The following is a 26,029-nucleotide window of genomic DNA, read 5'->3' as shown; positions in this document are numbered from 1 at the left end:
AGCAGCCAATCGCACAGCAAGTCCGCGCGAACCTGATCCCTCGTGCGGCCCCCACGGCGGTCCTTCTGGAGGTGTTTCGCGGTCGAGGTGAGGCGTCGCTTGATCGCAACCGCCTTCACCGTCGGGATCAGGGCTGTCAACCAGGACATACCGTCACCGGCGTCTTCCACGACCACCCGCCGGTCCACCAAGCCCCGGGCGTGTTTGCGCTCGGGCGGGGTGGGGTCGAGCCGGTCGGTGAGGATCGTCACCCGGCGCCGGAAGGTGCTGATGGGCAGGTGCAGCGCCCACCTCGCCGCGGTCTCATCGATCAACGCGATCGCCTCCGCCGCATACTCCCGGGCGGCTCGGTCAGCCCCGACCGGAGCCTGCAACCGCAACACCGCCGACACCGCGGTCTCCACGAACCGCAGCGACACGAACCCATCCCGGGCGTGCTCCCACAACAACGGTAGGCACTCCGCCGCGGTCGACGCGGTGCACTCCAGCGAGCGGGCCTCGTTCTCCGAGATCTGCAACCGCACCGCCACATCGAAGAACACCGACCGGCGGGCATGATCCGCATCATCCGGACCATCCCCGACCGTGTAGATCTCAGGGTGCCGGCGAGCAAGGTCCACAACCTCCACGACCCGCTCCGCACGCTGCGCCGCCCGCTGATTCAACGCGACATCATCCTCCTGCAACCCATCCAGGATCCGCGCCGCGACGAACGTCTCATCCACCACCACCTGAGGAGCATCGGCAACAGCCAGCTCCTCGAACAGTGCAGCGGTGGGGCGTTCCATTCCCCCAAGTCTAGCACTTATGTTCGAACCACGGAAGAGCCGAACCGCGTAAATCCGCGGAACTCCGCCGCGAACGCACCGTCAATCGAGCGCGTCCGGCCCCTCCGTCACGAGGAGGTGGAACTGCGCCGCGTCGAGGATCCGCAGTCCGAGCTCCTCCGCCTTGGCGAGCTTGGAGCCGGCGCCGGGTCCCGCGGCCACGAAGTCGGTCTTCTTCGAGACGCTCGACGCGGCCTTGCCCCCGGCCTTGATGATCGCCTCCTGCGCCCCCTCACGGGTGTAGCCGTCGAGGGATCCTGTCGCGACGATGGTGAGACCTTCGAGCACACCGCCCTCCGCGGCCGCGGCCCCGGGTCCAGGATGTCCAGGCGTCGCCCATTGCACACCCGCGTCGGCCCAGCGCTGCACGATGTCCTGGTGCCAGTCGACGGTGAACCAGTCCAGGAGCGAGTCCGCGATGATCCCGCCGACCCCCTCGACGGCCGCGAGCTCCTCACGGGAGGCCGCGCGGATCGCATCCAGGGATCCGAACCACTGCGCCAGCGCACGTGCGGCGACGGGGCCGACGTGGCGGATGTTCAGGGCGACCAGCAGACGCCACAGGTCCTTGGTCTTCGCCTTCTCGAGCTCGGCGAGCAACTTGACCGCCTGGGAGGACGGCTGGGCGGCATTGACGCCCTCCTTCTTCTCCGCGGCGGTGGGGTTGCGCCGGAACGGAGCACGGGTCTTCACGATCCCGTCCTCGTCCTCCTTCGGGAGTCCCGTCTCCGCGTCGCGCACGACGACCTCGATGGGCACGAGCTGCTCGAGCGTGAGGGTGAACAGGCCCGCTTCGGTCTCGAGCGGCGGCACCGCAGGGTGGCTCGGCTGCGTGAGCGCGGCTGCGGTGACCTCGCCGAGCGCCTCGACGTCGAGAGCCCCGCGCGAGCCGATGTGCTCGACGCGGCCGCGCACCTGCGCGGGGCACGATCGCGTGTTCGGGCACCGCAGATCGATGTCGCCCTCCTTGGCCGGAGCCAGGATCGACCCGCACTCGGGGCAGCGCTCCGGCATCACGAACTCGCGCTCGGAGCCGTCCCGCCGCTCGACCACCGGGCCGAGCACCTCGGGGATCACATCGCCGGCCTTGCGCAGCACCACCGTGTCGCCGATGAGGACTCCCTTGGCCTTCACCACGTCCTTGTTGTGCAGGGTGGCCTGGCGGACGACGCTGCCGGCGACGTGGGCGGGCGCCATGACGGCGAACGGCGTGGCGCGGCCGGTGCGGCCGACCGACACCACGATGTCGAGCAGTGTCGTCTGCACCTCCTCCGGCGGGTACTTGTAAGCGATCGCCCACCGCGGTGCGCGGCTCGTGGCGCCGAGCTCATCGTGCAGGTCGAGCTCGTCCACCTTGACGACGATGCCGTCCAGCTCGTGCTCGATGTCGTGCCGGTGCTCGCCGAAGTACGCGACGAAGTCCGCCACTTCGTCGATCGAGGCGCACACCTTGGTGTGCGGGCTCGTGGGCAGACCCCAGCTCGCGACAAGCTCGTAGATCTCGCTCTGTGCGGCGACGGGCGGGTCCGGCCAGGCGCCGATCCCGTGCACGTACAGGGCGAGCGAGTCGACGCGGAGCAGCCCCGCCTCGAGCTCCATGCCGTCCTTCTTGTCCAGCTGCTGGCGAAGGCCCCCGCTCGCGGCGTTGCGCGGGTTCGCGAACGACGGGAAGCGCCGCGCCGCCGCGGTACGGGCCTTCTCCTCATCGAACGGCTTCTTGACGCCGCCGCGCGCCTCCCACCGTTCCAGGGCCTCGGCGTAGGCACGGTCCCGGAAGGCGGCCTGTGCGGCGTTCAGCCGCTCGAAGGCCGCAACCGGGATGAAGACCTCGCCGCGCACCTCCACGATCGCCGGATGACCGGATCCGCTCAGCCGCTCGGGGATGCCGGCGACGCGCAGGGCGTTCTCGGTCACGATCTCGCCGACCCGTCCGTCGCCGCGTGTGGCCGCGGAGGTGAGCACGCCGTGCTCATAACGCAGATTGATCGCAAGGCCGTCGATCTTGAGCTCGGTGAGCCAGGCGACGTCTCGGCCCGCGGCAGCCCGGGTCTTGGCCGCCCATTCGCGCAGCTCGTCGAGCGAGAACACGTTGTCGAGACTGAGCATGCGCTCCGCGTGCTCGATCGTCTGCAGCCCCGTCGCCTCGGCCGCACCCACCATCTGGGTGGGCGAGTCCTGTCCCTGCAGCTCGGGGTGCAGGCGCTCGATCTCCTCGAGCCGGTGCATCCAGCCGTCGTAGGTGGCGTCGTCGACGAGCGACGTGTCGYGCCCGTAGTAGGCGTCCTTCGCCTCCAGGATGCGGGTCGTCAGCTCCTCGGCCTCGACACGAGCGGCTTCCAGCGAGATGTTCTCCGACACCCCTGAAGTCTACGAGCGGGCGCCGACATCTGCGGGCGGCCGCACCGGATCCTCAGAGCCGGGCGATCGCTTCGATGTCCGCCCTGAACTCGGCGATCTCGTCCGCCGACACGGTTGCCCTTGTGCTCCCGAGAGCCCGCGCGTAATCGTCGGTGTCGAGCGCGGATACCTGCGCACCATCGCTCAGCGCCCGGGCCAGCGCCTCCTGGGATGCACGCCGTGCGGCGTACTCGATGTCGGCGGGCGTGAGCCCGTCGCTGGCCGCGACCAGCCGGTCCAGATCGACGTCGCCGGCCGACTCCACGGGGATGTACCGCGCCCAGATCGCCCTTCGCGCATCGGCATCGGGCAGGCCGATCGGGATCACGTAGTCGAAGCGCCCGTGCCGGAGGAACGCCGCATCGAGCGCACGCACGAAGTTCGTCGCGCAGATGAGGATCCGTCCCTCCCTGTCACGGAAGTCGGCGACGAGCTTCAGCAGTTCGTTCGTGACGCCCTGCGTGGGCGACGGCGGCGTGCCGCCGCGGCGTGAGGCGATCTCCTCGACCTCGTCGATGAAGACCACGGCGTGCTCGAGCTCGTCGATGGTCTCGAACGAGGCGCGCAGACCCCCGGCGAGACCCGCGCCGCCATCGGCCAGTCGCGACGGGAACAGCTCCACGAACGGCCAGTCCAGCCGGGAGGCCACCGCTCGGGCGAACGTGGTCTTGCCCGTCCCCGGAGGGCCGAACAGCATGACGGCACGCGGGGGCACCACCCCGAACCTCTCGGCGAGATCCGGTCGAGCCAGCGGAGTCACCAGACGCTCCTCGAGCAGGGTCTTCTCGTGCGTCATCCCGGCGACGCGATCCCACAGATGCGGCGGGAGGATGCGTCCGCCGACCTCTTTGAGGGCGTCGATCTCGCGCCGCTGGATGGGCATCGCGCGCTCGAGGTAGCGCACGGAATGGTGCACATGGAAACCGTTCTCGGTGAACGCCCCGAGCCCATCAGCCTCGGGGATGAGCACCGAGAGCTTCGCCAGGCCCAACGGCGCCATCTTTCTCTCCAGCGCGTGCAGCAGTGACGAGCTCACCTCGGATCCGGCGTCGTCGAGCGTCCCGAAGAACACGATCCAGCCCTGAGCGTGCGCGCCGCGGCCGACGGCGGCGCCCACGAGCAGCTCACCCTGCACCGCGACGACGGCGTGATCCTGCTGGCACGAGGCGATCACCTCGGCGAGCGAGTAGATCGGCCACTCGTTCTCGCGCGTGACCTGCCCCCACAGCCGGACGATCTGGTCCAGATCGTCCCCATGGAAATCGCGGATGTACGTCCTCGTCATGGCGGCTCCTCCGTCGGGCAGTGCACCCATCATCACAGAGTCCCGCGCGCGCCGACCACGACATGACGTCGGCGACAACCCGGGTCGTCCGCGACGACAGCGGGCTCGGACGACAGCGGGCTCAGACGCCGGCCGGCACCGCCGACACCGTGCGATCGATCGTGAACTGGCCGAGCACCCGTGTTCCGACGTACAGCACGGCGCTCTGACCGGGCGCGACGCCGTCGAGCGGGGCGTCAGGCACGACCCGGACGCCGTCCTCCGAGACGAAGGCGCGCGCGGGAACCGGATCCGCATGGGCTCGGATCTGTACCTCGCAGACGAACTCCTGGGTCGTGGGCGCGGCTCCCGCCCACGAGCGCCGCTCCCCCGAGATCTCGGCGATCGCGAGCGCCTCCTTGGGGCCGACCACGACAGTGTTGGACACCGGACGCACCTCGAGCACGAACCGTGGCTTGCCGTCGGGAGCAGGCACACCGAGGCGCAGTCCACGGCGCTGGCCAACGGTGAACGCGTGCGCGCCGTCGTGGCTGCCGACGACGTTGCCGCCCCGGTCCAGGATCTCGCCCTGCTCGGCGCCGACCTTCTCGGCCAGCCAGCCGCGGGTGTCGCCGTCGGGGATGAAGCAGATGTCGTGACTGTCCGGCTTCTGGGCCACGCTCAGCCCGCGCTCCGCGGCTTCCGCGCGCACAAGCGCCTTGGACGGCGTGGATCCGAGCGGGAAGTATGTGTGCGCGAGCTGGTCGGCGTTCAGCACGCCCAGCACGTAGGACTGGTCCTTCGCCGCGTCCGAAGCTCGATGCAGCTCGAGGCCTTCCTCGCCGTCGACGAGCGTGGCGTAGTGCCCGGTGCACACGGCGTCGAAGCCGAGCTCGATCGCGCGCTCCAGGAGCGCGGCGAACTTGATCTTCTCGTTGCAGCGCAGACACGGATTGGGCGTGCGACCGGCCCGGTACTCCGCGACGAAGTCGTCGATCACGTCCTCGCGGAACCGTTCGGAGAAGTCCCAGACGTAGAACGGGATGCCGAGCAGGTCCGCGGCACGACGGGCGTCCATCGCATCCTCGATCGTGCAGCAGCCGCGGCTGCCGGTGCGCAGGGTGCCGCCCGCCCGCGAGAGCGCGAGATGCACACCGACCACGTCGTGCCCGGCCTCGACGGCTCGCGCAGCGGCCACGGCGGAGTCGACTCCCCCGCTCATCGCCGCCAGAACACGCATGGATCCAGTGTACGAGCGGATGGCTGGGCAGGCGCTTCGAGAGGATCGGCGCCGCAGGTCAGCGGGCGCCGCCGGAGGTCCGCTCGTACGCATCGCCGATCGCGGCGAGCACGGCGTCCACGTCGGCGTCGGACGAGGTCCGCCCGAGCGTGAACCGGATCACGCTGCGCGCCTCGACCTGGCTGCGTCCGAGCGCCTGGACGACGTGCGAGGGCTCGGCGATCCCGGCCTGACAGGCGGATCCGGCCGATGCCGACACCCCGGCCACGTCGAGCAGGAACAGCAGGCTCTCGCTCGGCGCGCCGGGGAACAGCAAGTGCGCGTTGCCCGGCAGCCGCCCCGCCGGATCAGGATCCCCGAGCAGCTCGGCGGAAGGCACCCGCTCGCGGATCCCGGCGACGAGGCGATCGCGCAACGCGCCCAGCCGCACGGCCTCCGTGGCCCGCTCGGCGACGGCGAGTTCTGCGGCGAGCGCGAACGCGGCGGCCCCGGCGACATCCTGCGTGCCGGAGCGCAGTCCGCGCTGCTGCCCCCCGCCGTGCTGAAGCGGGGCGAGGCGGGCCGTCCGGGCGACGACGAGCGCCCCCGTGCCTGTGGGTGCGCCGATCTTGTGGCCGGCGATGCTGAGCGCCACGAGCCCCACGCCCGCCGCCGCGTCGCCCCGGAGAGCGACGAACGACAGCGGCAGGTGTCCGAAGGCCGCGACCGCGTCCAGATGCAGGGGGACGCGAGCCGACGCGGCGGAGGCGGCGAGCGCGGCGGCGTCATTGACGGTGCCGACCTCGTTGTTCGCGACGAGCGCGGTGGCCAGGGCCACGTCGTCCGATGCGAGCCCCGAGGCAAAGGCGGCGGCGGGGATCCGCCCCACCGCGTCCAGCGCGACCGGCGTCACCCTGGCGCCCTCGGCGGCGAGTGCGGCGACGGTGTCGAGCGTCGCGTGGTGCTCTCCGTCCGGGAGCAGGATCGCCTCGTGCCCTGCGGGCCGGGAGCGCCACAGCCCCTGCACGGCGAGGTTGACCGACTCCGTGCCTCCCGAGGTCAGCACGACCTCGATCGGATCGCACTCCAGCGCGGCCGCGAGGCGCTCGCGCGACTCCTCCAGGATCCGGCGCGCCCGCTGCCCGGCGCCGTGAGTGGAGGAGGCGTTCCCGGTCTGACGGGCGACGCGCAGCCACTCCTCAGCGGCCTCGGGCCGCAGGTCGGTGGTGGCCGCATGATCCAGGTAATGCACACCACCACTCTCGCACCTCGCCCTGGGACGGGACTCGGTGGCACGGATCGCGGAACGCGGTGGCATCCCGACCGGCTGGTGCCGCGTATTCTGTCCCTCATGTGTCCGCATGCAATAGAGGACGAGACGCCGGCACCCGACGGCGACAGCTGCTCCCTGTGCAGCCCGTCCCTGGACGACCTCGGCGTCCGCCTCCACGACGGGACCGCCACGCTGCGCGTCTGGTCGCAGAACGCGTCCGCGATCGAGCTCGTGATCTTCGATGAGACCGACCTGGACTGGGAGACCGCTCAGCTCGCGCTGGAGCGCCGGCCGGGAGGCGTCTGGGAGATCACGACCGAGCTCCTGCAGCCCGGAACGCGTTACGCCCTGCGCGTGGACGGAGCCCACAGTCCCGGCAACACGTTCAACCCCGAGACGCTGCTGCTCGACCCGTACGGCCGAGGCCTCGCCCAGGGCGACGGCTACGAGGAATGGCGCTCGGTCGTCATCGCCGACGGATTCGACTGGGGCGACGTCGCCAAGCCGAAGACGCCCCTCGACCGCACCGTGATCTACGAGGGCCACGTCAAGGGACTCACCAAGCGCCACCCCGGCGTCCCTCCCGCCCTCCACGGCACCTACGCCGGAGTCGCGAACCCCGCGATGATCGAGTACTACCGCGAGCTCGGCATCACCGCGGTCGAGCTGCTCCCGGTGCAGGCGTTCGCGTCGGAGCCGCGACTTCTGGACCGCGGCCTGACGAACTACTGGGGTTACAACACCCTGAACTTCTTCACGCCGCACACGGCCTACGCGACCGAGGAGGCGCGCAAGGGCGGCCCGGAAGCCGTGCTGCGCGAGTTCAAGGGCATGGTGAAACTGCTGCACGAAGCCGGCATCGAGGTGATCCTCGACGTCGTGTACAACCACACGAACGAGGAGGGCATCGGCGGTCCGCGCACGAGCCTGCGCGGCATCGACAACGCCCTGTACTACCGCCAGCAGCCGGACGGCAGCTACATCGACACCACGGGCTGCGGCAACACCCTGAACACCGCGACGCCCGCGGCGGCCCGCCTGGTGCTGGACTCCCTGCGCTACTGGACGACCGAGATGCAGGTCGACGGGTTCCGCTTCGATCTGGCCACCGCGCTGGGACGGGACGAGGGCAACGCCTACACCCCGGAGCATCCGCTGCTGCAGGCGATCAGGACGGATCCCGTCCTCGCCGGTGCGAAGATCATCGCCGAGCCCTGGGACGTGGGCCTCGGCGGCTGGCAGACCGGCAACTTCCCCACCGGATGGAGCGAGTGGAACGACCGCTACCGGGATCGCGTCCGCAACTTCTGGCTCAGCGACATCGACTACGCCCGTCGCGCCTCGGCGCCGACCGGCATCGGCGGATTCGCGAACCGCCTCGCCGGATCCGCGAACACGTTCAGTGACGAGCGCGGCCCGCTCGCCAGCATCAACTTCGTCACMTCGCACGACGGCTTCACCCTGCACGACCTGGTCTCCTACGACGTCAAGCACAACGAGGCCAACGGCGAGAACAATCACGACGGCGCCGACATGAACCGCGCCTTCAACCACGGCGCGGAGGGACCCACCGACGACCCGGCCATCCTCGCCGCGCGGCGCAAAGCCATGCGCAACCTGCTGGGCACCCTGATGCTCTCCGCCGGGGTGCCGATGCTCACCGCCGGAGACGAGTTCGGGCGCACCCAGCGCGGCAACAACAACGCCTACTGCCAGGACTCGGCGCTCAGCTGGCTGAACTGGGAGCACGAGCCGTGGCAGCAGGACCTTCTTGCGCACGCGTCGCTGCTCACCCGGCTGCGGGACGAGAATCCGGCGCTGCGCCCGCTGCTCTACGCCCGTCTCGGTGAGCACATCCCAAACGCATCCGTCATGGACTGGTTCGATCAGGACGGCGAGACGATGGAGGTCGAGCAGTGGAACGACCCCCGCAACCGCACGCTGCAGTACGTGGCAGCCTCCACGCCCGACAAGGAGGCGTTCAACCGCATCCTGCTGATGGTGCACGGCACGGAGTCGCCGATCGATGTTCGCCTGCCCGCCCTCGAGGGCGTGACGCGCTACGTCTCCCTGTGGTCGAGCGCGGATGAGCGTCCCTCGGCGGTCGAGACCGTGCACCGTCCGGGCGATGTGATCGCACTGCCCGGCACGTCGATGCGACTGTTCCGCGCGGAGTGACACGCCCGTTACCTCTTCCGACCTCGGAGCGCGGTAGGTTCGGGGTGTGTCCGAACGATCTGCCGCACAGTCCTCATCCGATGCTCTCCGCAGCACCGCGCAGATCCCGGTGCGCGCCCTGCCCGACAACGATGCCGCGGATGCGCAGACCACGCGCATCCCGCTCGCGGATCCCTCCCCCGCGGCCCCTGAGGGCTTCCATCCCAAGGCGTTCGCCGGCGAGGTGATCCCCTTCCGGGTCGTGGYCTTCCGCGAGGGCCACGACATCATCGGGGTGCATCTGCGGCTGCGCACCCCGAACCACCAGGAGAGCCTGCATCGGCTCACTCCGCGAGGCGACGGCACCGACCGCTGGCAGGTCGACGTCGCGCTCGACGAGACGAACGCGTGGACGTTCCGCTTCGAGGCGTTCGCCGACGAGTTCGCCACCTGGGCGCACGCCGCGGAGCTGAAGATCGCCGCGGGGGTGGACGTCGAGGTGATGCGCGCGCTCGGGGCGCAGCTGCTGACGCGTGCGGCGAAGGACAAGTCCCGTCCGAAGCCCGAGCGCAAGCGCCTCGCCGCCGTCGCGGAGGGGCTGCGCTCCCCCGACGAGACCGCCGAGGACGCCCTCGCCGTCGCGACCGACCCGGAGCTCGCCGCCCTCTTCGCCGAGCGTCCGCTCACCGCGCACGACTCGGCGACGCCCTGGCAGACACTCCTCGTCGAGCGCACGATCGCCGGGGCCGCAGCCTGGTACGAGTTCTTCCCGCGTTCCGAGGGCGCCGCACGCAGGGCCGACGGCACGATCGCGAGCGGCACGTTCGTCACCGCCGCCGAGCGTCTTCCCGCGGTCGCCGCGATGGGCTTCGACGTTCTGTACCTGCCCCCGATCCACCCGATCGGGCGCCTCAACCGCAAGGGGCCGAACAACTCGCTCACCGCCGGGCCCGCGGACCCGGGCTCACCCTGGGCCGTCGGCGCCGCAGAGGGCGGACACGACGCCGTGCACCCCGATCTCGGCACTCTCGCCGATTTCCGCGCGTTCGTCGAGAAGGCGGAAGCACTGGGCCTCGAGGTCGCCCTCGACCTCGCGCTGCAGGCGGCCCCCGACCACCCCTGGGTGAAGGCGCACCCGGAGTGGTTCACGGAGTTGCCCGACGGCACCATCGCCTACGCGGAGAATCCCCCGAAGAAGTACCAGGACATCTACCCGCTGAACTTCGACCGGGATCCGGTGGGCCTGTACACGGAGGTGCTGCGCATCGTCGAGCACTRGATCGCGCAGGGCGTGAAGATCTTCCGAGTGGACAACCCGCACACCAAGCCGCTGCGGTTCTGGGAGTGGCTGATCCGCACCGTGAACACGAAGCATCCCGATGTGGTGTTCCTCGCCGAGGCGTTCACCCGCCCCGCGCCCATGCGAGGTCTCGCCGCCGTCGGATTCCAGCAGAGCTACAGCTACTTCACCTGGCGCAACACCAAGGCGGAGCTGGAGGAGTTCCTGCTCTCGGTCTCGCACGAGACGGCGGACTATATGCGTCCGAACCTGTTCGTGAACACCCCTGACATCCTCACCGAGTACCTCCAGTTCGGCGGGCGCGCGGCATACAAGATCCGTGCCGCGATCGCCGCGACCGGCGCTCCGCTCTACGGCGTGTACGCCGGATACGAGCTGTACGAGAACGTGGCCCGGCCCGGCTCCGAGGAGAACATCGACAACGAGAAGTACGAGTACAAACTGCGCGACTGGGCGAAGGCCGAGGCGGAGGAGCGTTCGCTCGCCCCTTACCTCACCCGGCTCAACGAGATCCGTCGCGCGCACCCTGCGCTGCGTCAGTTGCGCAATCTGCAGCTGCACTGGAGCGACGATGACGCGGTCCTGGTGTTCTCCAAGCGCCTGGACGCGCCGTTCACCGGCACGGGCTCCAGCGACACGATCGTCGTCGTCGCGAATGTCGATCCGCACTCCGTGCGGCAGACCACCGTGCATCTCGACACTCTCGCTTGGGGTGTCGAGCCCGGAACGGCGTACGAGGTCGAGGACCTCGTCACCGGATCCGTCTGGACCTGGACGGATCACAATTTCGTGCGCCTGGACGCCTTCACGGAGCCGGTGCACATCCTCCATGTGAAGGGGCAGCCATGATCACCACTGCGATCGATGAGGCTGTGCTCGAGGCGGTGGCCTCGGGCTCGCACCACGACCCGCACTCCGTGCTCGGAGCGCATCCGCAACCCGAGTCGGGCGGAAGACGCATCACGATCGTGCGCGCACTGCGACCTCTTGCCAAGGGCGTCTCGGTGCTGCTCGACGGCGGCGTCGAGGTTCCCCTCACGCATCTCGCGGAGGGGATCTGGGAGGGCGAGGTGACCGGCCCCACCGGCGCCTACAGGATCAAGGCGACCTACGGCGATGGTCCCGACTGGATCTCCGCCGACCCCTACCGGCACGCCCCCGCCATCGGCGAACTCGATCTGCACCTCATCCGCGAGGGTCGCCACGAACGCCTCTGGGAGGCGCTCGGTGCGCACCCCCGCTTCATCGACGGCGACCAGGGCACCGCATTCGCCGTGTGGGCACCGCACGCGAAGGCGGTGCGGATCGTCGGCGACCACAACAAGTGGGACGGACGCCTCGACGCGATGCGCTCGATGGGCTCCAGCGGCGTCTGGGAGCTGTTCCTTCCCGRCATCGACGTCGGCGCGCACTACAAGTACGAGATCCTCACCCCGCACGGCGACTGGATCCTCAAGGCGGATCCGATGGCGCAGCTGGCCGAGACACCGCCCGCCACGGCCTCGATCGTCACCCGCTCCGAGTACTCCTGGGGCGACGGCGCCTGGATGACCCGCCGAGCCGCGACGCACGCCGTCGCACAGCCGATGAGCGTCTACGAACTGCACCTCGGTTCCTGGCGTCCGGGTCTCGGATACCGCGACATCGCCGACGAGCTCATCGAGCACGTCACCGCGACCGGATTCACCCACGTGGAGTTCATGCCCGTGGCCGAGCATCCGTTCACCGGCTCCTGGGGCTACCAGGTGACGGGCTACTACGCCGCGACGCACCGCTACGGCGAGCCGGACGATCTGAAGTACCTCATCGACCGGCTGCACCAGGCGGGCATCGGCGTGATCATCGACTGGGTCCCCGGCCACTTCCCCAAGGACGCCTTCGCGCTCGCCCGCTTCGACGGCGAGCCCGTCTACGAGCACCCGGACCCGCGGCGCGGCGAGCACCGGGACTGGGGCACGCTCATCTTCGACTACGGCCGCAACGAGGTGCGCAACTTCCTCGTGGCGAACGCGCTGTTCTGGCTGGACGAGTTCCATGCCGACGGGCTGCGCGTGGACGCGGTCGCCTCGATGCTGTACCTGGACTACTCCCGCAACGACGGCGAGTGGGAGCCCAACGTGCACGGCGGGCGGGAGAACCTGGAGGCGATCCGGTTCCTGCAGGAGGTCAACGCGACCGCTTACCGCAAGCATCCCGGGATCGTGATGGTCGCCGAGGAATCGACGAGCTTCCCCGGCGTGACCGCGCCCACCGACCACAACGGCCTCGGCTTCGGGTTCAAGTGGAACATGGGCTGGATGAACGACTCGCTCGTGTACATCGAGCGCGACCCGCTGTACCGCTCGCACCATCAGGGTGAGATGACGTTCTCGTTCGTGTATGCGTTCGGGGAGAACTACATCCTGCCGATCAGTCACGATGAGGTCGTGCACGGCAAGGGCAGCCTGCTCTCGAAGATGCCGGGCGACCATGCCGCCAAGCTCGCGAACGTGCGCGCGTATCTCGGCTACATGTGGGGGCACCCGGGCAAGAACCTGCTGTTCATGGGCCAGGAGTTCGGCCAGCTCTCCGAGTGGTCCGTGGACCGGGGCCTCGACTGGTGGCTGCTCGATCAGCCGTCCCATCGTCAGCTGCAGGAGTTCGTGGGCGCGCTGAACAGCACGTACCGGCAGAACGCGCCGCTGTGGGAGCGTGATCACGACAGCAGCTCGTTCACCCGGATCGGCGCGCCGGACTGGGATCCGAACATCGTCGCGTTCGTACGCCGCGACGCGCACGGCGGGCATCTGGCGGTGATCAGCAACTTCGCGGGCTCCACTCGGCACGGTGTGCGGCTCGATCTGCCGCTGGCGGGAGGTTGGACCGAGGTCCTGAACACCGACGCCTCCGAGTTCGGCGGGCACGGCCAGGGCAATCTCGGGCTCGTGTACGCGACGGATGTCGAGAACGGCTCGCCGCAGGCGACGCTGACCATCCCCGCCCTGTCCACGATCTGGCTGCGGCATCAGAAGGATCCGCATGTGCCGATCGTGAGCAAGGGCTGAGACGATTCCGCCGGTGTCGACACTGATCAGTGAGAGACACCGAACGGAGCCGGCATGGCACACGACGCACACGACAGAACGCTCGTCGCACGTGCGGCGGCGGGGAGCGAGACCGCCTTCCGCACGCTGTACCGCGCGTACGTCCGCCCCGTCTACTGGATCGCCTACGGCATCCTCGGCGACGCCGGCGATGCCGAGGACGTGACCCAGGAGGCGTTCGTCGTCGCCTGGCGCAAGTTGCCGGGCCTCGAGCTGGCCGGCGAATCGCTGCTGCCGTGGCTGGCGACGATCTGCCGGTTCCAGGCGGCCAACCGGCTGCGCCGGCGTCAGCGGGATGCCGCGCACACCGCCGCGGGCGTGGACGAGCAGGTCCCCGCGCTGATCGACGTCGAGCAGCAGGTCATCGCCGCAGAGTTCGCCGACCGCATCGCCGCTGAGCTGGGCGGCATGAGCGTGCTGGACCGGGAGATCTTCCGGCTCTGCGCGACCGAGGGCTGGGACTACCGCGCCGCAGCCGCCGAGCTCGGCGTCGGGCATGGCGTCGTCCGCAACCGTCTCTCCCGCGTGCGCACCCGCCTGCGCGGCGCTGTGACCGAAACGGAGCCCGCATCATGACCATCACCCCGACCGAGCTGCCTCCGCTGTCCGACGAGAGCGTGGACCGCATCGAGGAGGCCGTCTTCGCGCGGATCGCCGAGGAGCGCGACGCCGGGAAGGCACGCTCCGCCGCGGCGCGTCACCGCACTCGCCGCCGTGGATGGCTGACCGCGGGCGGCATCGCCGCCGCGTTCCTGGTCGGCGTTCTGGTGACCCCCGCGATCCTGAACGCCACCGGATCCCTCTCCTCGGGATCATCCGGTTCCGCCGCGTCCGCGCCGTATGACGCGTCGTCGGGGGCGAAGCCGCTGACCGGAGCCGCCAAGGATCTGGCGCAGACCTCGGAGGGCGCCACGTCCGGCGTGGCGGGTGGCTCCGCCCCCGCGGCAAACGCACCGCGCGACGTCATCCGCACCGGATCCGCCACTGTCCAGGTCGACGACGTGCGCAAGGCGGCCGATGCGCTGGCCGCTCTCGCGAAGAAGCACGGCGGCTTCGTGGAGAGCCAGCAGATCGGCTCCGCGCAGGCACCTGTGCCGACCGATGGCGGGATCGCTCCGCCGGCCACAGGAGACGGCTGGGTGACTCTGCGCGTGCCGGCCGCGGACCTCGATGCGGTGATGGACGCACTGCGGACGCAGGGCACGGTGCTGGCGACCTCGGTGGGCACGAACGACGTGACCACCGCGACCACCGACTTGCGCGCCCAGATCGATTCGCTGACCGCTTCCGTCACGCGCCTGACCCAGCTGATGTCGCAGGCGACCTCGGTGGCGGACCTGCTCACCGCCGAGACCGCGCTCACCGACCGTCAGACCCAGCTGCAGTCGGCCCAGCAGCAGCTGAAGGATCTCGAGTCGCAGGTGGCGATGTCCTCCGTACAGGTGACGCTGGTGCGCGAGGCTCCCGCGGCGGCCGACCCCGCCGGTTTCGGCGATGGTCTCGCAGCCGGCTGGAAGGGTCTCATCATCTCCCTGAACGCCCTCGTGATCGCGCTCGGCTTCCTCCTGCCGTGGCTCGCCGTCGCGGTGGTGGTGACGCTGATCGTCTGGGCCGGAGTGCGGATGCGCCGGATCCGCCGCCGCGTCACCGGCACGGATCCGGCGGCCGAGGACTGAGCCCGGGTCGGAGACATGGATCGGGCCCGGCACTCGACCGGGCCCGATGCCCATTGCAGCGGGGAGGTCGTGACTCAGGCGTCGGCACCGATCCAGCCGAGGAACTCGCCGGTGTAGGGGCAGAGGTAGGCAACAGTGTCGGTCACTCGGACGGTGAAGTCGGTGCCGCCGGGAACCTCGAAGAGCTCGCCCTCGTGGTAGGTCTTCCACTCTCCCTGCCCGGCAGGCTGCCGTACATCCCAGCTGCCACGGACCAGGTGCATCCACTCGGTGACCGGGGCGTCGAACGTCCACTCTCCGGGCTCCATCACGCCCACCGTGAAGTTGCCCTGCTCGTTCTGGAACTCCAGGCTGCGAACCTGGCCGTCGAAGTATTCGTTCTGACCGATCATGCGATGACTCCTCGTGTCTGCGGATGTGGAATGCTCGGCAGGCGAGCACGACACGGCCAGACTAGGAAGCGGATTCCTCGCATCGCCATGTCCCTTGCGTATATTTCAAGGGCGCGCGCATCGCCCTGATGTCGAATCAGGCGCGCTATATTCTGACGCGATGACCGCACCACTTCCCACCGATTCCCCGAGCCCCTCCGAGGCACCGGTCCGCACTCCGGAACAGCAGGCGCTCGCGCTGCAGATCGAGCTCACCGCGATCCTGGCGCGAGGGCGCGGTGTCGAGCGGCTGTTGCGCGGATGGCGCCGGCAGACGGGCGAAGCTGCCGCGGTGTTCGACCGTCTGGGCACCCCGCTCGCCCGCGACGACGGCTTCACAGACGAGGACCTCGAGTCGACGCGGGAAACCCTGCAGGCTGGACCGCCCAGGCTCGGCCAGACGATCACGCACGACCTGGGCGATCCGCAGAATTCCCGCAGGATCGAGATCACACCCTTCGCCGGCAACGACATCGTGCGGGGATTCCTCGCCAGGGTGCTGTCGGACCAGGCCGTCGCCGGTCTCGCTGCGCCCGCCTTGCGCGCGCTCCTCGCGCTCGAGTACGAGCGGCACTGGCTCATGGACGAGCCGGCACGCCGCCGTCGCGAGCAGAACCTCGCCCGACTGCTAACGCTGACCGAGAAGGCGGCGGCGACCGCACTGCTGCGCGGGCTCGCCATCGAGGCATCCGCGCTGCGCGCGCTGCGCATCGAAGCGCGCGACGATACCCACGCCGAAGTGCTCGTCGATGATCTCGCCGCGATGTTCTCCGCACCGCTGGTCGGGCACCGCGGACGGGTCGTCGAGGCCATGCTGCCTGCCGACCCGCTGCCCGCGCTCGCCGACTACGGGCTGCGAGGGCCCCTCGGGGTGGGTACGCCCCAGCCTCCGCACCAGGCCGCCCTCTCGATGCGCCAGGCGGCCCTGGCCCTCGAGACGAGTCGCCGGGTCGGAGCCCCGATCGAGTATCGGGATGGCGCGGCGCACAGCTTCCTGCTGAGCGTCGCGTCGCCCGAGTACCTCACAGCGTTCGCCGACGCCGTGCTCGGCCCCATCGAGCACACGTCGGGCGGCGATGCACTGCTCAGTACCCTGCACGTCTGGCTGGTCGAACACCGATCCATCGAGGCCGCAGCCGAGCGCCTCGGGGTGCATCGGCATACCGTGCGCAATCGGATTCAACGTGCCGCGCAGCTGACCGGGCACGACCTGGACAGCATCGACACGCAGACCGAGTTCTGGCTCGCATTCAAGGCCCGCGGCCATGAACCACCACTCGATCCGCGGGCGCCATGATGTACATCTAGAGGATCCACTGTTGTACATGGTGGCCATTCGAGTGCAGAGTTCGGCCTGAGATCATGACCAGTGACGCCGGAGCTCTCCCGAATGTCCGGCCCTGATCCTCGACGAGGAGTATCAATGACCCTCTCCCCCGCCACCGACCGCACGCAGGACGCCTCCGTCCTGCGGCGAGTCTTGATCGCGAGCGGGCTCGGCACGCTGCTCGAGTACTTCGACTACGCCAGCTACAGCTATCTGGCGACGACCATCGCCGTCGCCTTCTTCCCGGCAGAGGACCGCACCGTCGCCCTGCTGAGCACCTTCGCTGTGTTCGCGCTATCGTTCCTGGTCCGACCGTTCGGCGCGTTCGTGTGGGGCAGTCTGGGCGATCGGATCGGACGCAAGACGATCCTCGCGACCACGATTCTGATCATGTCCGGATCCACCTTCCTCATCGGCTTCATCCCCGGGTACGCCGTCATCGGCGTCGCGGCTCCTCTGCTTCTGCTGCTCCTGCGCATGTCGCAGAGCTTCTCCGCTTCCGGCGAATACGCGGGCGCGGGCACCTTCATCGCGGAGTACGCTCCGGCGCGCCGGCGTGGCCTGCTCACCAGCGTCGTGCCGATGGCGGCAGCGGCGGGATTCCTCATCGCCTCGCTGATGGCCACCGTTTTCTACGCGACGATGTCGCCCGAGTTCATGCAGAGCTGGGGTTGGCGCATCCCGTTCTTCGTCGCCGGCCCGCTCGGAATCCTGGGTTTGTGGCTGCGGACCCGCGTGGAGGACACTCCGCAGTTCCGCCGGGTGCAGGAGCTTGAAGCCGAGGAGCGTCGCGCGGCGGTCRAACACCACGCGACGCAGAGTCGCGCTCGCCGCTGGCGCGAGGTGCGACGGAGTCTGCCGGCGATGATCCGCATGCTCCTGGTGATGTCCCTGAACGCCGGGGCGTACTACCTGCTGCTCAGCTACATCCCCACCTTCCTGATCGAGCAGGCGCACATGAGTGAGGCGAGCTCGACGCTCGTCGTCACCATCGCCCTGGTCGTCTACCTCGCGCTGATCCCCCTGGCCGCAATCTTCTCCGACCGCATCGGACGCAAGCGCACGCTGATCTTCTCCAGCGTCGCGTTCATCGTTCTCGCCTATCCGATCATGACGCTGTTCTCCTTCGGCGGCGTGGTGCTGGCCACCTGCGTGCTCATCTTCTCGCTGATCTTCTTCGCCATGAACGACGCAGTGTTCCCGTCGTTCTTCACGGAGATGTTCGGTACCCGCTCCCGCTACCTCGGCTTCGCGCTGCCGTTCAATGTCGGAGCGATGCTGTTCGGCGGTGTGGCCCCGTTCATCGGCACCTGGCTGATCGCAGTGACCGGCAATCCGTCTTCGCCGGCGTTCTTCCTCATCCTCGTCGGTGTGCTATCGCTGATCGGCCTGCTCCTCAGCGCCGAGACGGTGCGCACGCCGCTCATGGACCGGCAGGCGGACGTCGGCACCGCACCGATCCCGACTCTCTGACCGGCACTCCGATCTACCCACCCTGCGGACCGGCCTCGACCGTGCGAGGCCGGTCCGCAAGCTTCCGCGAGGACGTTCAGAACCCGTAGTCCATGCCCATCGCCGCACGGACCTCATCGCGCGGCTCGCCGCCTCGTCCGATGCCGGACTCGGCATGCGTCCGCGACTAGGGCCGTCGCCATGAGCAGCGCTGCCGTGCGTCCCGCCCGCGTCGCCCCCGAGGGACGCAATCTCACCTTGGATCTGACCCGTGTCGCGTGCGTCGTCCTCGTGGTGTTCGTGCACATCCTGTTCACGGGCGTCGGCCGGCGACCCGACGGCTCCTTGCTCATCGAGCGGACGGTGGAGGGCCAGACCTGGTTCGACGCGGCGAGCTGGATCCTGAACATCATGCCGCTGTTCTTCGTCGTCGGCGGCTACGCGGCGCGGGCCGGCTGGCGCTCCGCCCGGAGCCGCGGTGGGGACGCAGCCGGCTTCGTGCGGCTGCGTCTGGTCCGCCTCGTGCGCCCGGCGATCCCCGTGTTCCTCTTCTTCACGGCTGCACTCGCGGCGACACGGCTGCTGGGGATCGGCCCCGCCCTGGTCGACACGATCGCCATCGGCGTCGGCTCGCCGCTGTGGTTCCTCGCCGCGTATCTGCTGGTGCAGGCTCTGGCCCCATGGATGATCGGGCTGCATGCCCGTTTCGGCATGCGTGTTCCTCTGGTGCTGCTGGTCGGTGCCGTCGCGACCGACGCGCTGCGTTTCCTCGTGGCGGGCGACTTCCTCGGCCTCGGCCACGTGCCGCCGACGGGCTATGGCGTCGGCAGTGAACTGTTCGGCATTCCCAATGTGGCGTTCGTGTGGCTGTTCGCGCAGCAGATCGGCTTCCTGCTGTTCGACGGCTGGTTCACCCGCCGCAAGTCCCGGCAGCTGCTCGGCCTCATCGCGCTCGGCTATCTCGGCATCTGGGGGCTGGTGTCGCTCGGCGGATACTCCTGGAACATGCTCAGCAATCAATGGCCGCCGACGACTCCACTCGCGATCCTCGCCGTGGTCCAGGCGGCGGCGCTGACGCTGCTGCACCGTCCGCTGGCTGCGCTCATGCGCACCCGCGGCGCGCAGGGCGCGGTGCTGCTGATCGGATCGCGCCTGATGACCGTGTACCTCTGGCACCTGCCGATGATCATGGTCCTGATCGGGGTGCAGCTGCTGCTGCCGGTGCCCATGCCGACTCCGGGCAGCGCGGCATGGTGGTGGACCAGGGCGCCGTTCCTGATCGTCGTGCTGGCGGCCGTATGGTTGCTGTCGCTCTGGCTCGTGCACTTTGAGAAGGCACCGGCGATGGGCGCGGAACCCTCCCGTGGCCGGACGGCGACCGCCGTCGTCGTCTTCCTGCTGCCGATCCTCGCGATCACGGCCTACGGCTTGGACCTGCCGCTCGCCGCGTGCGCGCTGGCCGCCTCGATCGCCGCCCTGATGCTGGTCAGGGCGCTTCCGCGCGCGGGCTCGCGGGCCTCGACCCACGCCCGAGTGAGCCGCAGTCAGTAAGCGCGGGCGACGACCGCGACCAGATCCGTCTCCGACGCCTGCGGGTCGGGCAGGCGGCCGTCGCGAGTCTGCAGGCAGCGCACCGTGATGGCATCCCGGTTCAGCTCCTTCTCTCCCGCCTCGCCGAGTGCGCTCCAGTCGATGACGGCGAACCCGGTCCGGGCGGCCTCAYGGGCCTCGGCGATGGTGGACACGCGTGCGGTGCGGTCACCCAGGCGGGTGCGAGCGGCGGCGACGAGGTCGGCCTGGATTTCGTCCAGCAGTGCGGGTACGCGCTGGACGGCCTCGGTCCAGCGGGACCGCTGCTTGCCGGCACGGTCGCGGCGCACGACGGTGAGTTCTTCGGCGTCCAGATCCCGCGGCCCCACCTCGATGCGCACCGGCACGCCCTTGAGCTCCCACTCGGTCGCGCGCCGGCCGAACCCCGTCTGCGTGCGGTCATCGAGCTTCACACGGACACCGGCGGCCGTGAGGTCGGCGACGATCGTCTGCGCCGCCGCGAGGGTGCGTGCGTCCTCCTTCACGACGAGCACGACGACCTGGTGCGGCGCGATGCGCGGCGGCAGGACGAGGCCGGACGCGTCCCCGTGCGACATGATGAGCCCGCCCATCATGCGGGTGGACGAGCCCCACGACGTGGTCCAGGCGGTCCGCGCGACGCCCTCCGCGTCGGAGAACGTGATGCCGAACGCGTTCGCGAAGTTCTGCCCCAGCTCGTGCGAGGTCGCCATCTGCAGGGCCTTGCCGTCGCCCATCATGGCCTCGCAGGTCATGGTGTTGATCGCTCCCGCGAAGCGCTCGAACGGGGTCTTGAAGCCGGGGAGCACCGGGATGGCCAGCACGTTCTCCAGGAAGTCCTTGTAGACGTCCAGGTGGATGCGGCGCGCATAGTCCGCAGCATCCTCCCGCGTGGCGTGCGCGGTGTGCCCCTCCTGCCAGAGGAACTCGGTGGTGCGCAGGAAGACCCGGGGGCGCATCTCCCAGCGGACGACGTTGGCCCACTGGTTCAGCAGCAGGGGCAGATCGCGATGCGACTGGATCCACTTCGCCATGACCTCGCCGAACAGAGTCTCGCTCGTCGGACGGACGACGACCGGCTCGGCGAGCTCCTTGCCTCCGGCGTGGGTCACCACGGCGAGCTCGGGGCTGAAGCCCTCGACGTGCTCGGCCTCGCGCTCCAGATAGGACTGCGGGATGAACAGCGGAAGATAGACGTTCTCCGCACCGGTGGCCTTGATGCGCGCGTCCATGGCGGACTGCATCCCCTCCCACATCGCGTAGGAGTACGGGCGCATGACCATCGTGCCGCGCACCGGACCGTTGTCCGCCAGTTGCGCCTTCTCCAGGACGTCCTGGTACCACTGGGGGAAATCGTTCTCGATCGACGCGAGAATGCCCTGTCGCTCAGCCACGTTTCGAGGATACCGAGGCGCACCCGATCCGGAGACGACGAAAGCCCTCGGCGAACCGAGGGCTTTCGTGTGCTGTCTGTGACCCCAGCGGGATTCGAACCCGCGTTACCGCCGTGAGAGGGCGGCGTACTAGGCCGCTATACGATGGGGCCGTCTTGGCGATCCGTTTCCGTCTCGCGACAACCGTTCAAGTATGACATGACGCTCAGCACCCGCCAAATCGAGCCCGGCTCGACGCGAACCCCGGGTGTGTCGCGGCCCCACGGGATTACGCTCGAGGAATGCGCATCACCAAGCATGAGCACGCGGCGCTCCGCGTCGAGGACCACGGGCAGACTCTGCTCATCGATCCGGGGAGCTTCACGCTCCCCCTGGGCGACCTGCAGCACCTCGTGGGCATCGTGATCACCCATGAGCATGCCGACCATTGGACTCCCGACCACCTGGATCGCATCCTGCGCGACGCGGCCGGAACGCCGATCTTCGCGCCCGCCGGCGTCGTGCGCGCCGCGGAGGGATACGAGATCACCGAGGTCGCTCCCGGCGACACCGTGACCGTGGGAGACTTCACGCTGCGCTTCTTCGGCGGCGTGCACGCCGAGATCCACTCCTCGATCCCGCTCGTCGACAACGTCGGCGTGCTGGTGGACGACGAGCTGTACTACCCCGGTGACTCGTATGCCGTCCCGGAGGGTGTCACGGTTGGCACCCTCGCCGCACCTCTCGGCGCCCCCTGGCTGAAGATCGGGGATGCGATCGACTTCGTACTCGCCGTGAAGCCGCGCCGCGCATTCGGCACGCACGACATGACGCTCTCGGTGATCGGTGCGACCATGCACCGCGCACGCCTGAAATGGGCCACCGAGCAGGACGGCGGCGATTTCGTCGAGTTGAATCCCGGCGACGACCTCGAGGTCTGACCGCGGTCATCCCTCCGCGCCGGCGCGCGGGGACGCTGCGGCGTTCCGTCTCGAGACGACGGCGACCGCCGCCGAGGACGCGACAACCGCCACCAGAGCTCCGAGCAGGATCGCGGCTCCCTCTCCGGGCAGCAGTGCGCGGGTCTCGACGCCGAGCGCGACCGCGGCGACGGGGACGCCGAGCTGTCCCGCTGAGGCCACCGCCTGCGCCCAGGGCAGGCCGGTGATGCGCCCTGCGAGGTGGGCGATGACCGCCGCAGCACCCAGCACGAGACCGAGCAGGATCATCTGCGGGTGGGATCCGAGATCGCGCAGATTGATCGAGGCGCCGAGCCAGACGAAGAACAGCGGCCCGAAGAATCCCTCGGTCATGCCGAACAGCTGGCGGGCCAGTCGACGAGGCTGACCGACTGCAGACAGAACCAGCCCCAGGGTGAAGCCCGCCATCATGACCGAGACGTGCGTGAACTGAGCGATCCCGGCCAGCCCGAACAGGGCGAGCAGGCTGAAGCGCAGCTCGAGCGCGAACTGACGCGACTCCGACACCTCGTGCAGGACGCGCAGACGATGCGTGCCGACCCGGCGCAGCAGCACCACGAGCAGGACCCCGACCACGGCGATGCCCAACCCGCCGAGTGCGACGAGCGGCACCCTCTCGGGTTGCAGCACGAGAGGGAGCGCGACGATGCACGCGACATCGGCGATCGCGATCTGGGCGATCAGCTGCGCGGCGGAATCGGCCGAGATGTCCAGGGACTGCAGCATGGGCAGCACCAGCGCCGCGGACGAGGATGCGATGAGCACGGCGTAGACGGCGCCGTGCGACGTCGCGAACAGCAAGGCGGTCCCGACGCCCAGCGCCACGGCGACCGCGGCCACGATCGCGGCACCGCCCGCCCCGCGCCCCACCGCCGCGCGCACGACGGTATCCCGGACGGGGATGTGCGAGCCGATCACCAGCATGATGAGACCGAATCCGAGCTGGGCCAGCAGCGTGAACGTCGGCTCCGCGGCGTCCACCCAGCCGAACCCGGTCGATCCGATCAGGAGTCCTGCGGCGAGCTCTCCGGCGATCACCGGGATCCGCCAGGCGCGCCTCGTGGAGAGCAGGGGACCGGCGAGTCCCACCAGCACCAGCAGCGCGAGCGTCGCGAACGTCATGCGCACACTTTAGATCCGCCGGTCCGAGCGCTCCGGCATCCGGAGGCCGCGACTTGCCGCCCTGACGCCGCGACGCTCAGCCCGCGAGGACACCCTGCGCCTCGCGCACCCGGATCGCGCGCTGCTGATGGTCGCGCTGCTCGAGCACGAGCCGTCGGAGGGCGGCAGGGGCCTCAGGGTGCGTGTCGAGCCAGCCGTCCACGAGCTCGGTGGTCTCCGTCTCGGGGTAGAGCCCGATCACGAGGCGCCGGGCGATCTCGATGGAGCGCTCGCTCCAGGCCTCCTCGATGCGCGAGAAGTACTCCACATCGAAGACCTCGACGAGATCGCGGCGCCCGCCTGCCCCGAAACCGCGGATGGTGGCGTCGAGGTGATCGTTCGTGAGCGTCAGGTCGCCCCAGGCCGCCCGCCAGTCGGCGGCGCGCACCGCGACGCTCGGCGTCGACGCCGCCGCGGCGAGTGCCGCCGTGCGTCCACTCGCGGTGTGGTCGCGCAGCTGCTCCTCGGTGATCTCCTCCGCCCCGGCGTGGCCGGTGGCCACGAGTGCGGTCAGCAGCACCCAGCGCAGATCGGCGTCCATGGGGAGTCCCTGGGGCCCCGCTCCGATCAGCAGGGTGGAGACGTCGAGACGTCTGCTGTCGTCGAACGCCGCCGCCGCGGCGAACGCGCGCGCCCAGATCAGCTGGGCGTCGCTGCCGGCCGCAGCACCGCCGAGTGCCGCCCAGGTCGCATCCAGCCAGTCGCGCCGCGCATCCGCCCGTTCGGACTCGGGCAGATAGTGCCCGATCGCGGACGGGGCGTTCAGCACCACCCCGCCGAGCAGCGAGCTGTCGGTCTCCCGGGGCGCGTGCGCGACGACGATCTCCAGGTACTTCGCGACGGCGAGCTCGCCGTCGCGCGTGGCGTTCCACAGCGCCGACCAGATCAGGCCGCGCGCGAGCGGGTCGTCGATCCAGGAGAGCCCGCGCTCGACGGCGGACAGCGAGCGCTCGTCCAGCCGCGCCTTCGCATACGTGAGGTCGCCGTCGTTGAGCAGGACCAGGTCGGCATCGGGAAGGGCGACGGGAGTCCGCTCCTCGGCGAGATCGACCGGGATGCGCTCGCGCAGCACCAGCGTGTCGCCTTGCAGGTCGTACAGGCCGATCTGCAGCCGGTGCGGTCGCGGGTCGGTCTGCACGACCACGGCGTCACCGTCCGCATCGCGCTCGATGCTCACCGTGCTCATGCCGGTGGTCTGCAGCCATGCCTGTGCCCAGGCCCGCATGTCGCGGCCGGACGCCAGCTCGAGCTCCACCAGCAGGTCTTCGAGCGTGGTGTTGCCGTACGCGTGCCTCGCGAAGTAGCGGCGGGCGCCTTCGAAGAACGCCTCCTCGCCGACGAACGCGACGAGCTGCTTGAGCACGGCGGCGCCCTTCGCGTAAGTGATCCCGTCGAAGTTCAGCTTCGCGGTCTCGAGGTCCGGGATGTCGGCGACGATCGGATGCGTGCTGGGCAGCTGGTCCTGCGTGTACGCCCAGGCCTTGCGCCGGTTCGCGAAGGCCACCCAGGCGTCGGTGTACTCGGTCGCGGCGACCGACGCGTGCGAGCCCATGTAGTCCGCGAACGACTCCTTGAGCCACAGGTCGTCCCACCACTGCATCGTGACGAGATCGCCGAACCACATGTGCGCCATCTCGTGCAGGATCGTGTTCGCCCGCGCCTGCCGCTGGGCCCGGGTCGCGGCGCCCCGGTACAGGTACGACTCGGTGAAGGTGACCAGGCCCGGGTTCTCCATCGCGCCGATGTTGTACTCGGGCACGAAGATCTGGTCGTACTTGCCCCACGGATACGGGAAGTCGAACGCCTCGGCGAAGAAGTCCAGGCCCTGCCGCGTGACCTCGAGGATCTCGTCGGCGGCGAGGTGCTCGGCCATCGACGCCCGGCTGAGCACCGACAGCGGTACGACGACGTCGTCACGGCGCCACTCCGACGACACGCGCGCATAGGGACCAGCCGCGATGCAGGTCAGGTAGCTGGACAGCGGCAGCGTCGGCGCGAACTCGACCGTCTGCGCTCCGTCGCGGGTGCTGGTGGCGACGGGCGACTGGTTCGACAGCGTCTCCCAGCCCTCCGGCGCGGTCACCACGACCGTGATCGCCGCCTTCATGTCGGGCTGCTCGAAACACGCCATGAACCGTCGGGCGTCGGCCGGCTCGTCGTGCGTGTACAGGTAGACACCGGCGTCGACCGGATCGACGAACCGGTGCAGCCCCTCCCCCGAACGGCTGTATGCGCCGGTCGCGCGGATGACGACGGTGTTGTGCGCCGCCAGACCGCGGAGCCGGATCCGTGCGCCATCCCATTCCACGTCGCGGGACTGCCCGTTCACCACGACCTCGTGCACGGCCTCGCCGAGGAAGTCCGCCCAGGTTTCGGCGGTCGTCGCATCGAATTCGAGCGTCGTCGTCACGGGGAACCCCGTGTTCGCCGCGTCGAGCGCGCCGGTGACGTCGAGCTCGAGCCGGATGCGGTGCAGGTCGACCGCCGCGGATCGCGCGGCGGTCTCGGTGCGGGTGAGGTTGGCGGTGCTCATGCTTCCA

General features: G+C 69.6%; 18 protein-coding genes and 1 tRNA gene. 9 read left to right on the top strand and 10 right to left on the bottom strand.

All coding sequences use genetic code 11. From position 1 onward, the window contains the following. The 5 genes from AC1DMN_RS12235 to AC1DMN_RS12215 form a co-directional block, all read right to left on the bottom strand. The coding region (locus AC1DMN_RS12235; protein ID WP_477230570.1) for a DUF222 domain-containing protein at window positions 1-788 on the bottom strand (788 nt) is incomplete at its 3' end. A gap of 81 nt (window positions 789-869) precedes the next feature. Further along, a complete protein-coding gene (ligA, locus tag AC1DMN_RS12230) occupies window positions 870-3,185 on the bottom strand; it encodes an NAD-dependent DNA ligase LigA (RefSeq protein ID WP_477384314.1) in 2,316 nt (771 codons plus the stop codon). Window positions 3,186-3,237: 52 nt separating this feature from the next. Then, window positions 3,238-4,509: an ATP-binding protein gene (locus AC1DMN_RS12225; RefSeq protein WP_440731978.1), complete on the bottom strand. Its 1,272-nt coding sequence runs from the start codon at window positions 4,507-4,509 to the stop codon at window positions 3,238-3,240. Between the two features lie 121 nt (window positions 4,510-4,630). Continuing rightward, entirely contained in the window at window positions 4,631-5,728 is a 1,098-nt protein-coding gene (gene mnmA, locus AC1DMN_RS12220; RefSeq protein WP_477230572.1) for a tRNA 2-thiouridine(34) synthase MnmA, read from the bottom strand. 58 nt (window positions 5,729-5,786) lie between these two features. Then, window positions 5,787-6,959: a cysteine desulfurase family protein gene (locus AC1DMN_RS12215; RefSeq protein WP_441976143.1), complete on the bottom strand. Its 1,173-nt coding sequence runs from the start codon at window positions 6,957-6,959 to the stop codon at window positions 5,787-5,789. A gap of 99 nt (window positions 6,960-7,058) precedes the next feature. Between AC1DMN_RS12215 and glgX the strand changes: the two genes are divergently transcribed. From glgX to AC1DMN_RS12190, 5 genes are all read left to right on the top strand, one after another. After that, window positions 7,059-9,158 carry a glycogen debranching protein GlgX gene (glgX, locus tag AC1DMN_RS12210; protein ID WP_477230573.1) on the top strand — a complete coding sequence of 700 codons (2,100 nt, stop codon included), beginning with the start codon at window positions 7,059-7,061 and terminating at the stop codon, window positions 9,156-9,158. A 109-nt stretch (window positions 9,159-9,267) separates the two neighbouring features. Continuing rightward, window positions 9,268-11,286, top strand: coding sequence for an alpha-1,4-glucan--maltose-1-phosphate maltosyltransferase (locus tag AC1DMN_RS12205; protein ID WP_477384316.1), 2,019 nt, complete (start codon window positions 9,268-9,270; stop codon window positions 11,284-11,286). Next, a complete protein-coding gene (glgB, locus tag AC1DMN_RS12200) occupies window positions 11,283-13,481 on the top strand; it encodes a 1,4-alpha-glucan branching protein GlgB (protein ID WP_477384312.1) in 2,199 nt (732 codons plus the stop codon). The genes AC1DMN_RS12205 and glgB overlap by 4 nt, the downstream gene beginning before the upstream one ends. A gap of 54 nt (window positions 13,482-13,535) precedes the next feature. Beyond that, window positions 13,536-14,096 (top strand): RNA polymerase sigma factor, encoded by a 561-nt coding sequence (locus AC1DMN_RS12195; protein WP_441976140.1) that lies wholly within the window; start codon window positions 13,536-13,538, stop codon window positions 14,094-14,096. After that, complete coding sequence (locus AC1DMN_RS12190; protein ID WP_477230575.1) at window positions 14,093-15,196, top strand: DUF4349 domain-containing protein; 1,104 nt, start codon at window positions 14,093-14,095, stop codon at window positions 15,194-15,196. The genes AC1DMN_RS12195 and AC1DMN_RS12190 overlap by 4 nt, the downstream gene beginning before the upstream one ends. A 74-nt stretch (window positions 15,197-15,270) precedes the next feature. Here AC1DMN_RS12190 and ppnP read toward each other — a convergent pair whose 3' ends face one another. Next, window positions 15,271-15,588: a pyrimidine/purine nucleoside phosphorylase gene (gene ppnP / locus AC1DMN_RS12185; RefSeq protein ID WP_477230576.1), complete on the bottom strand. Its 318-nt coding sequence runs from the start codon at window positions 15,586-15,588 to the stop codon at window positions 15,271-15,273. Window positions 15,589-15,748: 160 nt separating this feature from the next. Between ppnP and AC1DMN_RS12180 the strand changes: the two genes are divergently transcribed. The 3 genes from AC1DMN_RS12180 (at window position 15,749) to AC1DMN_RS12170 (ending at window position 19,957) form a co-directional block, all read left to right on the top strand. Further along, a complete protein-coding gene (locus tag AC1DMN_RS12180; protein ID WP_477230577.1) occupies window positions 15,749-16,924 on the top strand; it encodes a PucR family transcriptional regulator in 1,176 nt (391 codons plus the stop codon). Window positions 16,925-17,050: 126 nt separating this feature from the next. Further along, a complete protein-coding gene (locus AC1DMN_RS12175) occupies window positions 17,051-18,427 on the top strand; it encodes an MFS transporter (RefSeq protein ID WP_477384311.1) in 1,377 nt (458 codons plus the stop codon). 180 nt (window positions 18,428-18,607) lie between these two features. Then, entirely contained in the window at window positions 18,608-19,957 is a 1,350-nt protein-coding gene (locus AC1DMN_RS12170) for an acyltransferase family protein (RefSeq protein WP_477230579.1), read from the top strand. On the opposite strand, the gene proS is transcribed toward AC1DMN_RS12170, so the two are convergent. Together proS and AC1DMN_RS12160 are read right to left on the bottom strand one after the other, a co-directional pair. Then, a complete protein-coding gene (proS, locus tag AC1DMN_RS12165; RefSeq protein WP_477384310.1) occupies window positions 19,951-21,369 on the bottom strand; it encodes a proline--tRNA ligase in 1,419 nt (472 codons plus the stop codon). The genes AC1DMN_RS12170 and proS overlap by 7 nt on opposite strands. Window positions 21,370-21,448: 79 nt before the next feature. Then, a tRNA-Glu gene (locus tag AC1DMN_RS12160) sits at window positions 21,449-21,521 on the bottom strand. 129 nt (window positions 21,522-21,650) lie between these two features. On the opposite strand from AC1DMN_RS12160, the gene AC1DMN_RS12155 reads away from it, so the two are divergent. After that, window positions 21,651-22,289, top strand: coding sequence for an MBL fold metallo-hydrolase (locus AC1DMN_RS12155; protein ID WP_477230581.1), 639 nt, complete (start codon window positions 21,651-21,653; stop codon window positions 22,287-22,289). A gap of 6 nt (window positions 22,290-22,295) precedes the next feature. Here the strand turns inward: AC1DMN_RS12155 and AC1DMN_RS12150 are convergent, their stop codons facing one another. Together AC1DMN_RS12150 and pepN are read right to left on the bottom strand one after the other, a co-directional pair. Further along, window positions 22,296-23,450: a cation:proton antiporter gene (locus tag AC1DMN_RS12150; RefSeq protein ID WP_440731987.1), complete on the bottom strand. Its 1,155-nt coding sequence runs from the start codon at window positions 23,448-23,450 to the stop codon at window positions 22,296-22,298. A gap of 76 nt (window positions 23,451-23,526) precedes the next feature. Further along, complete coding sequence (gene pepN / locus AC1DMN_RS12145) at window positions 23,527-26,022, bottom strand: aminopeptidase N (protein WP_477230582.1); 2,496 nt, start codon at window positions 26,020-26,022, stop codon at window positions 23,527-23,529. Window positions 26,023-26,029: the final 7 nt, after the last annotated feature.

It is taken from the genome of Microbacterium sp. 01T413_2 (assembly GCF_056398985.1).
The sequence above is the reverse complement of the archived record's forward strand: the minus strand, read 5'-3'. Positions and strand labels throughout refer to the sequence as shown.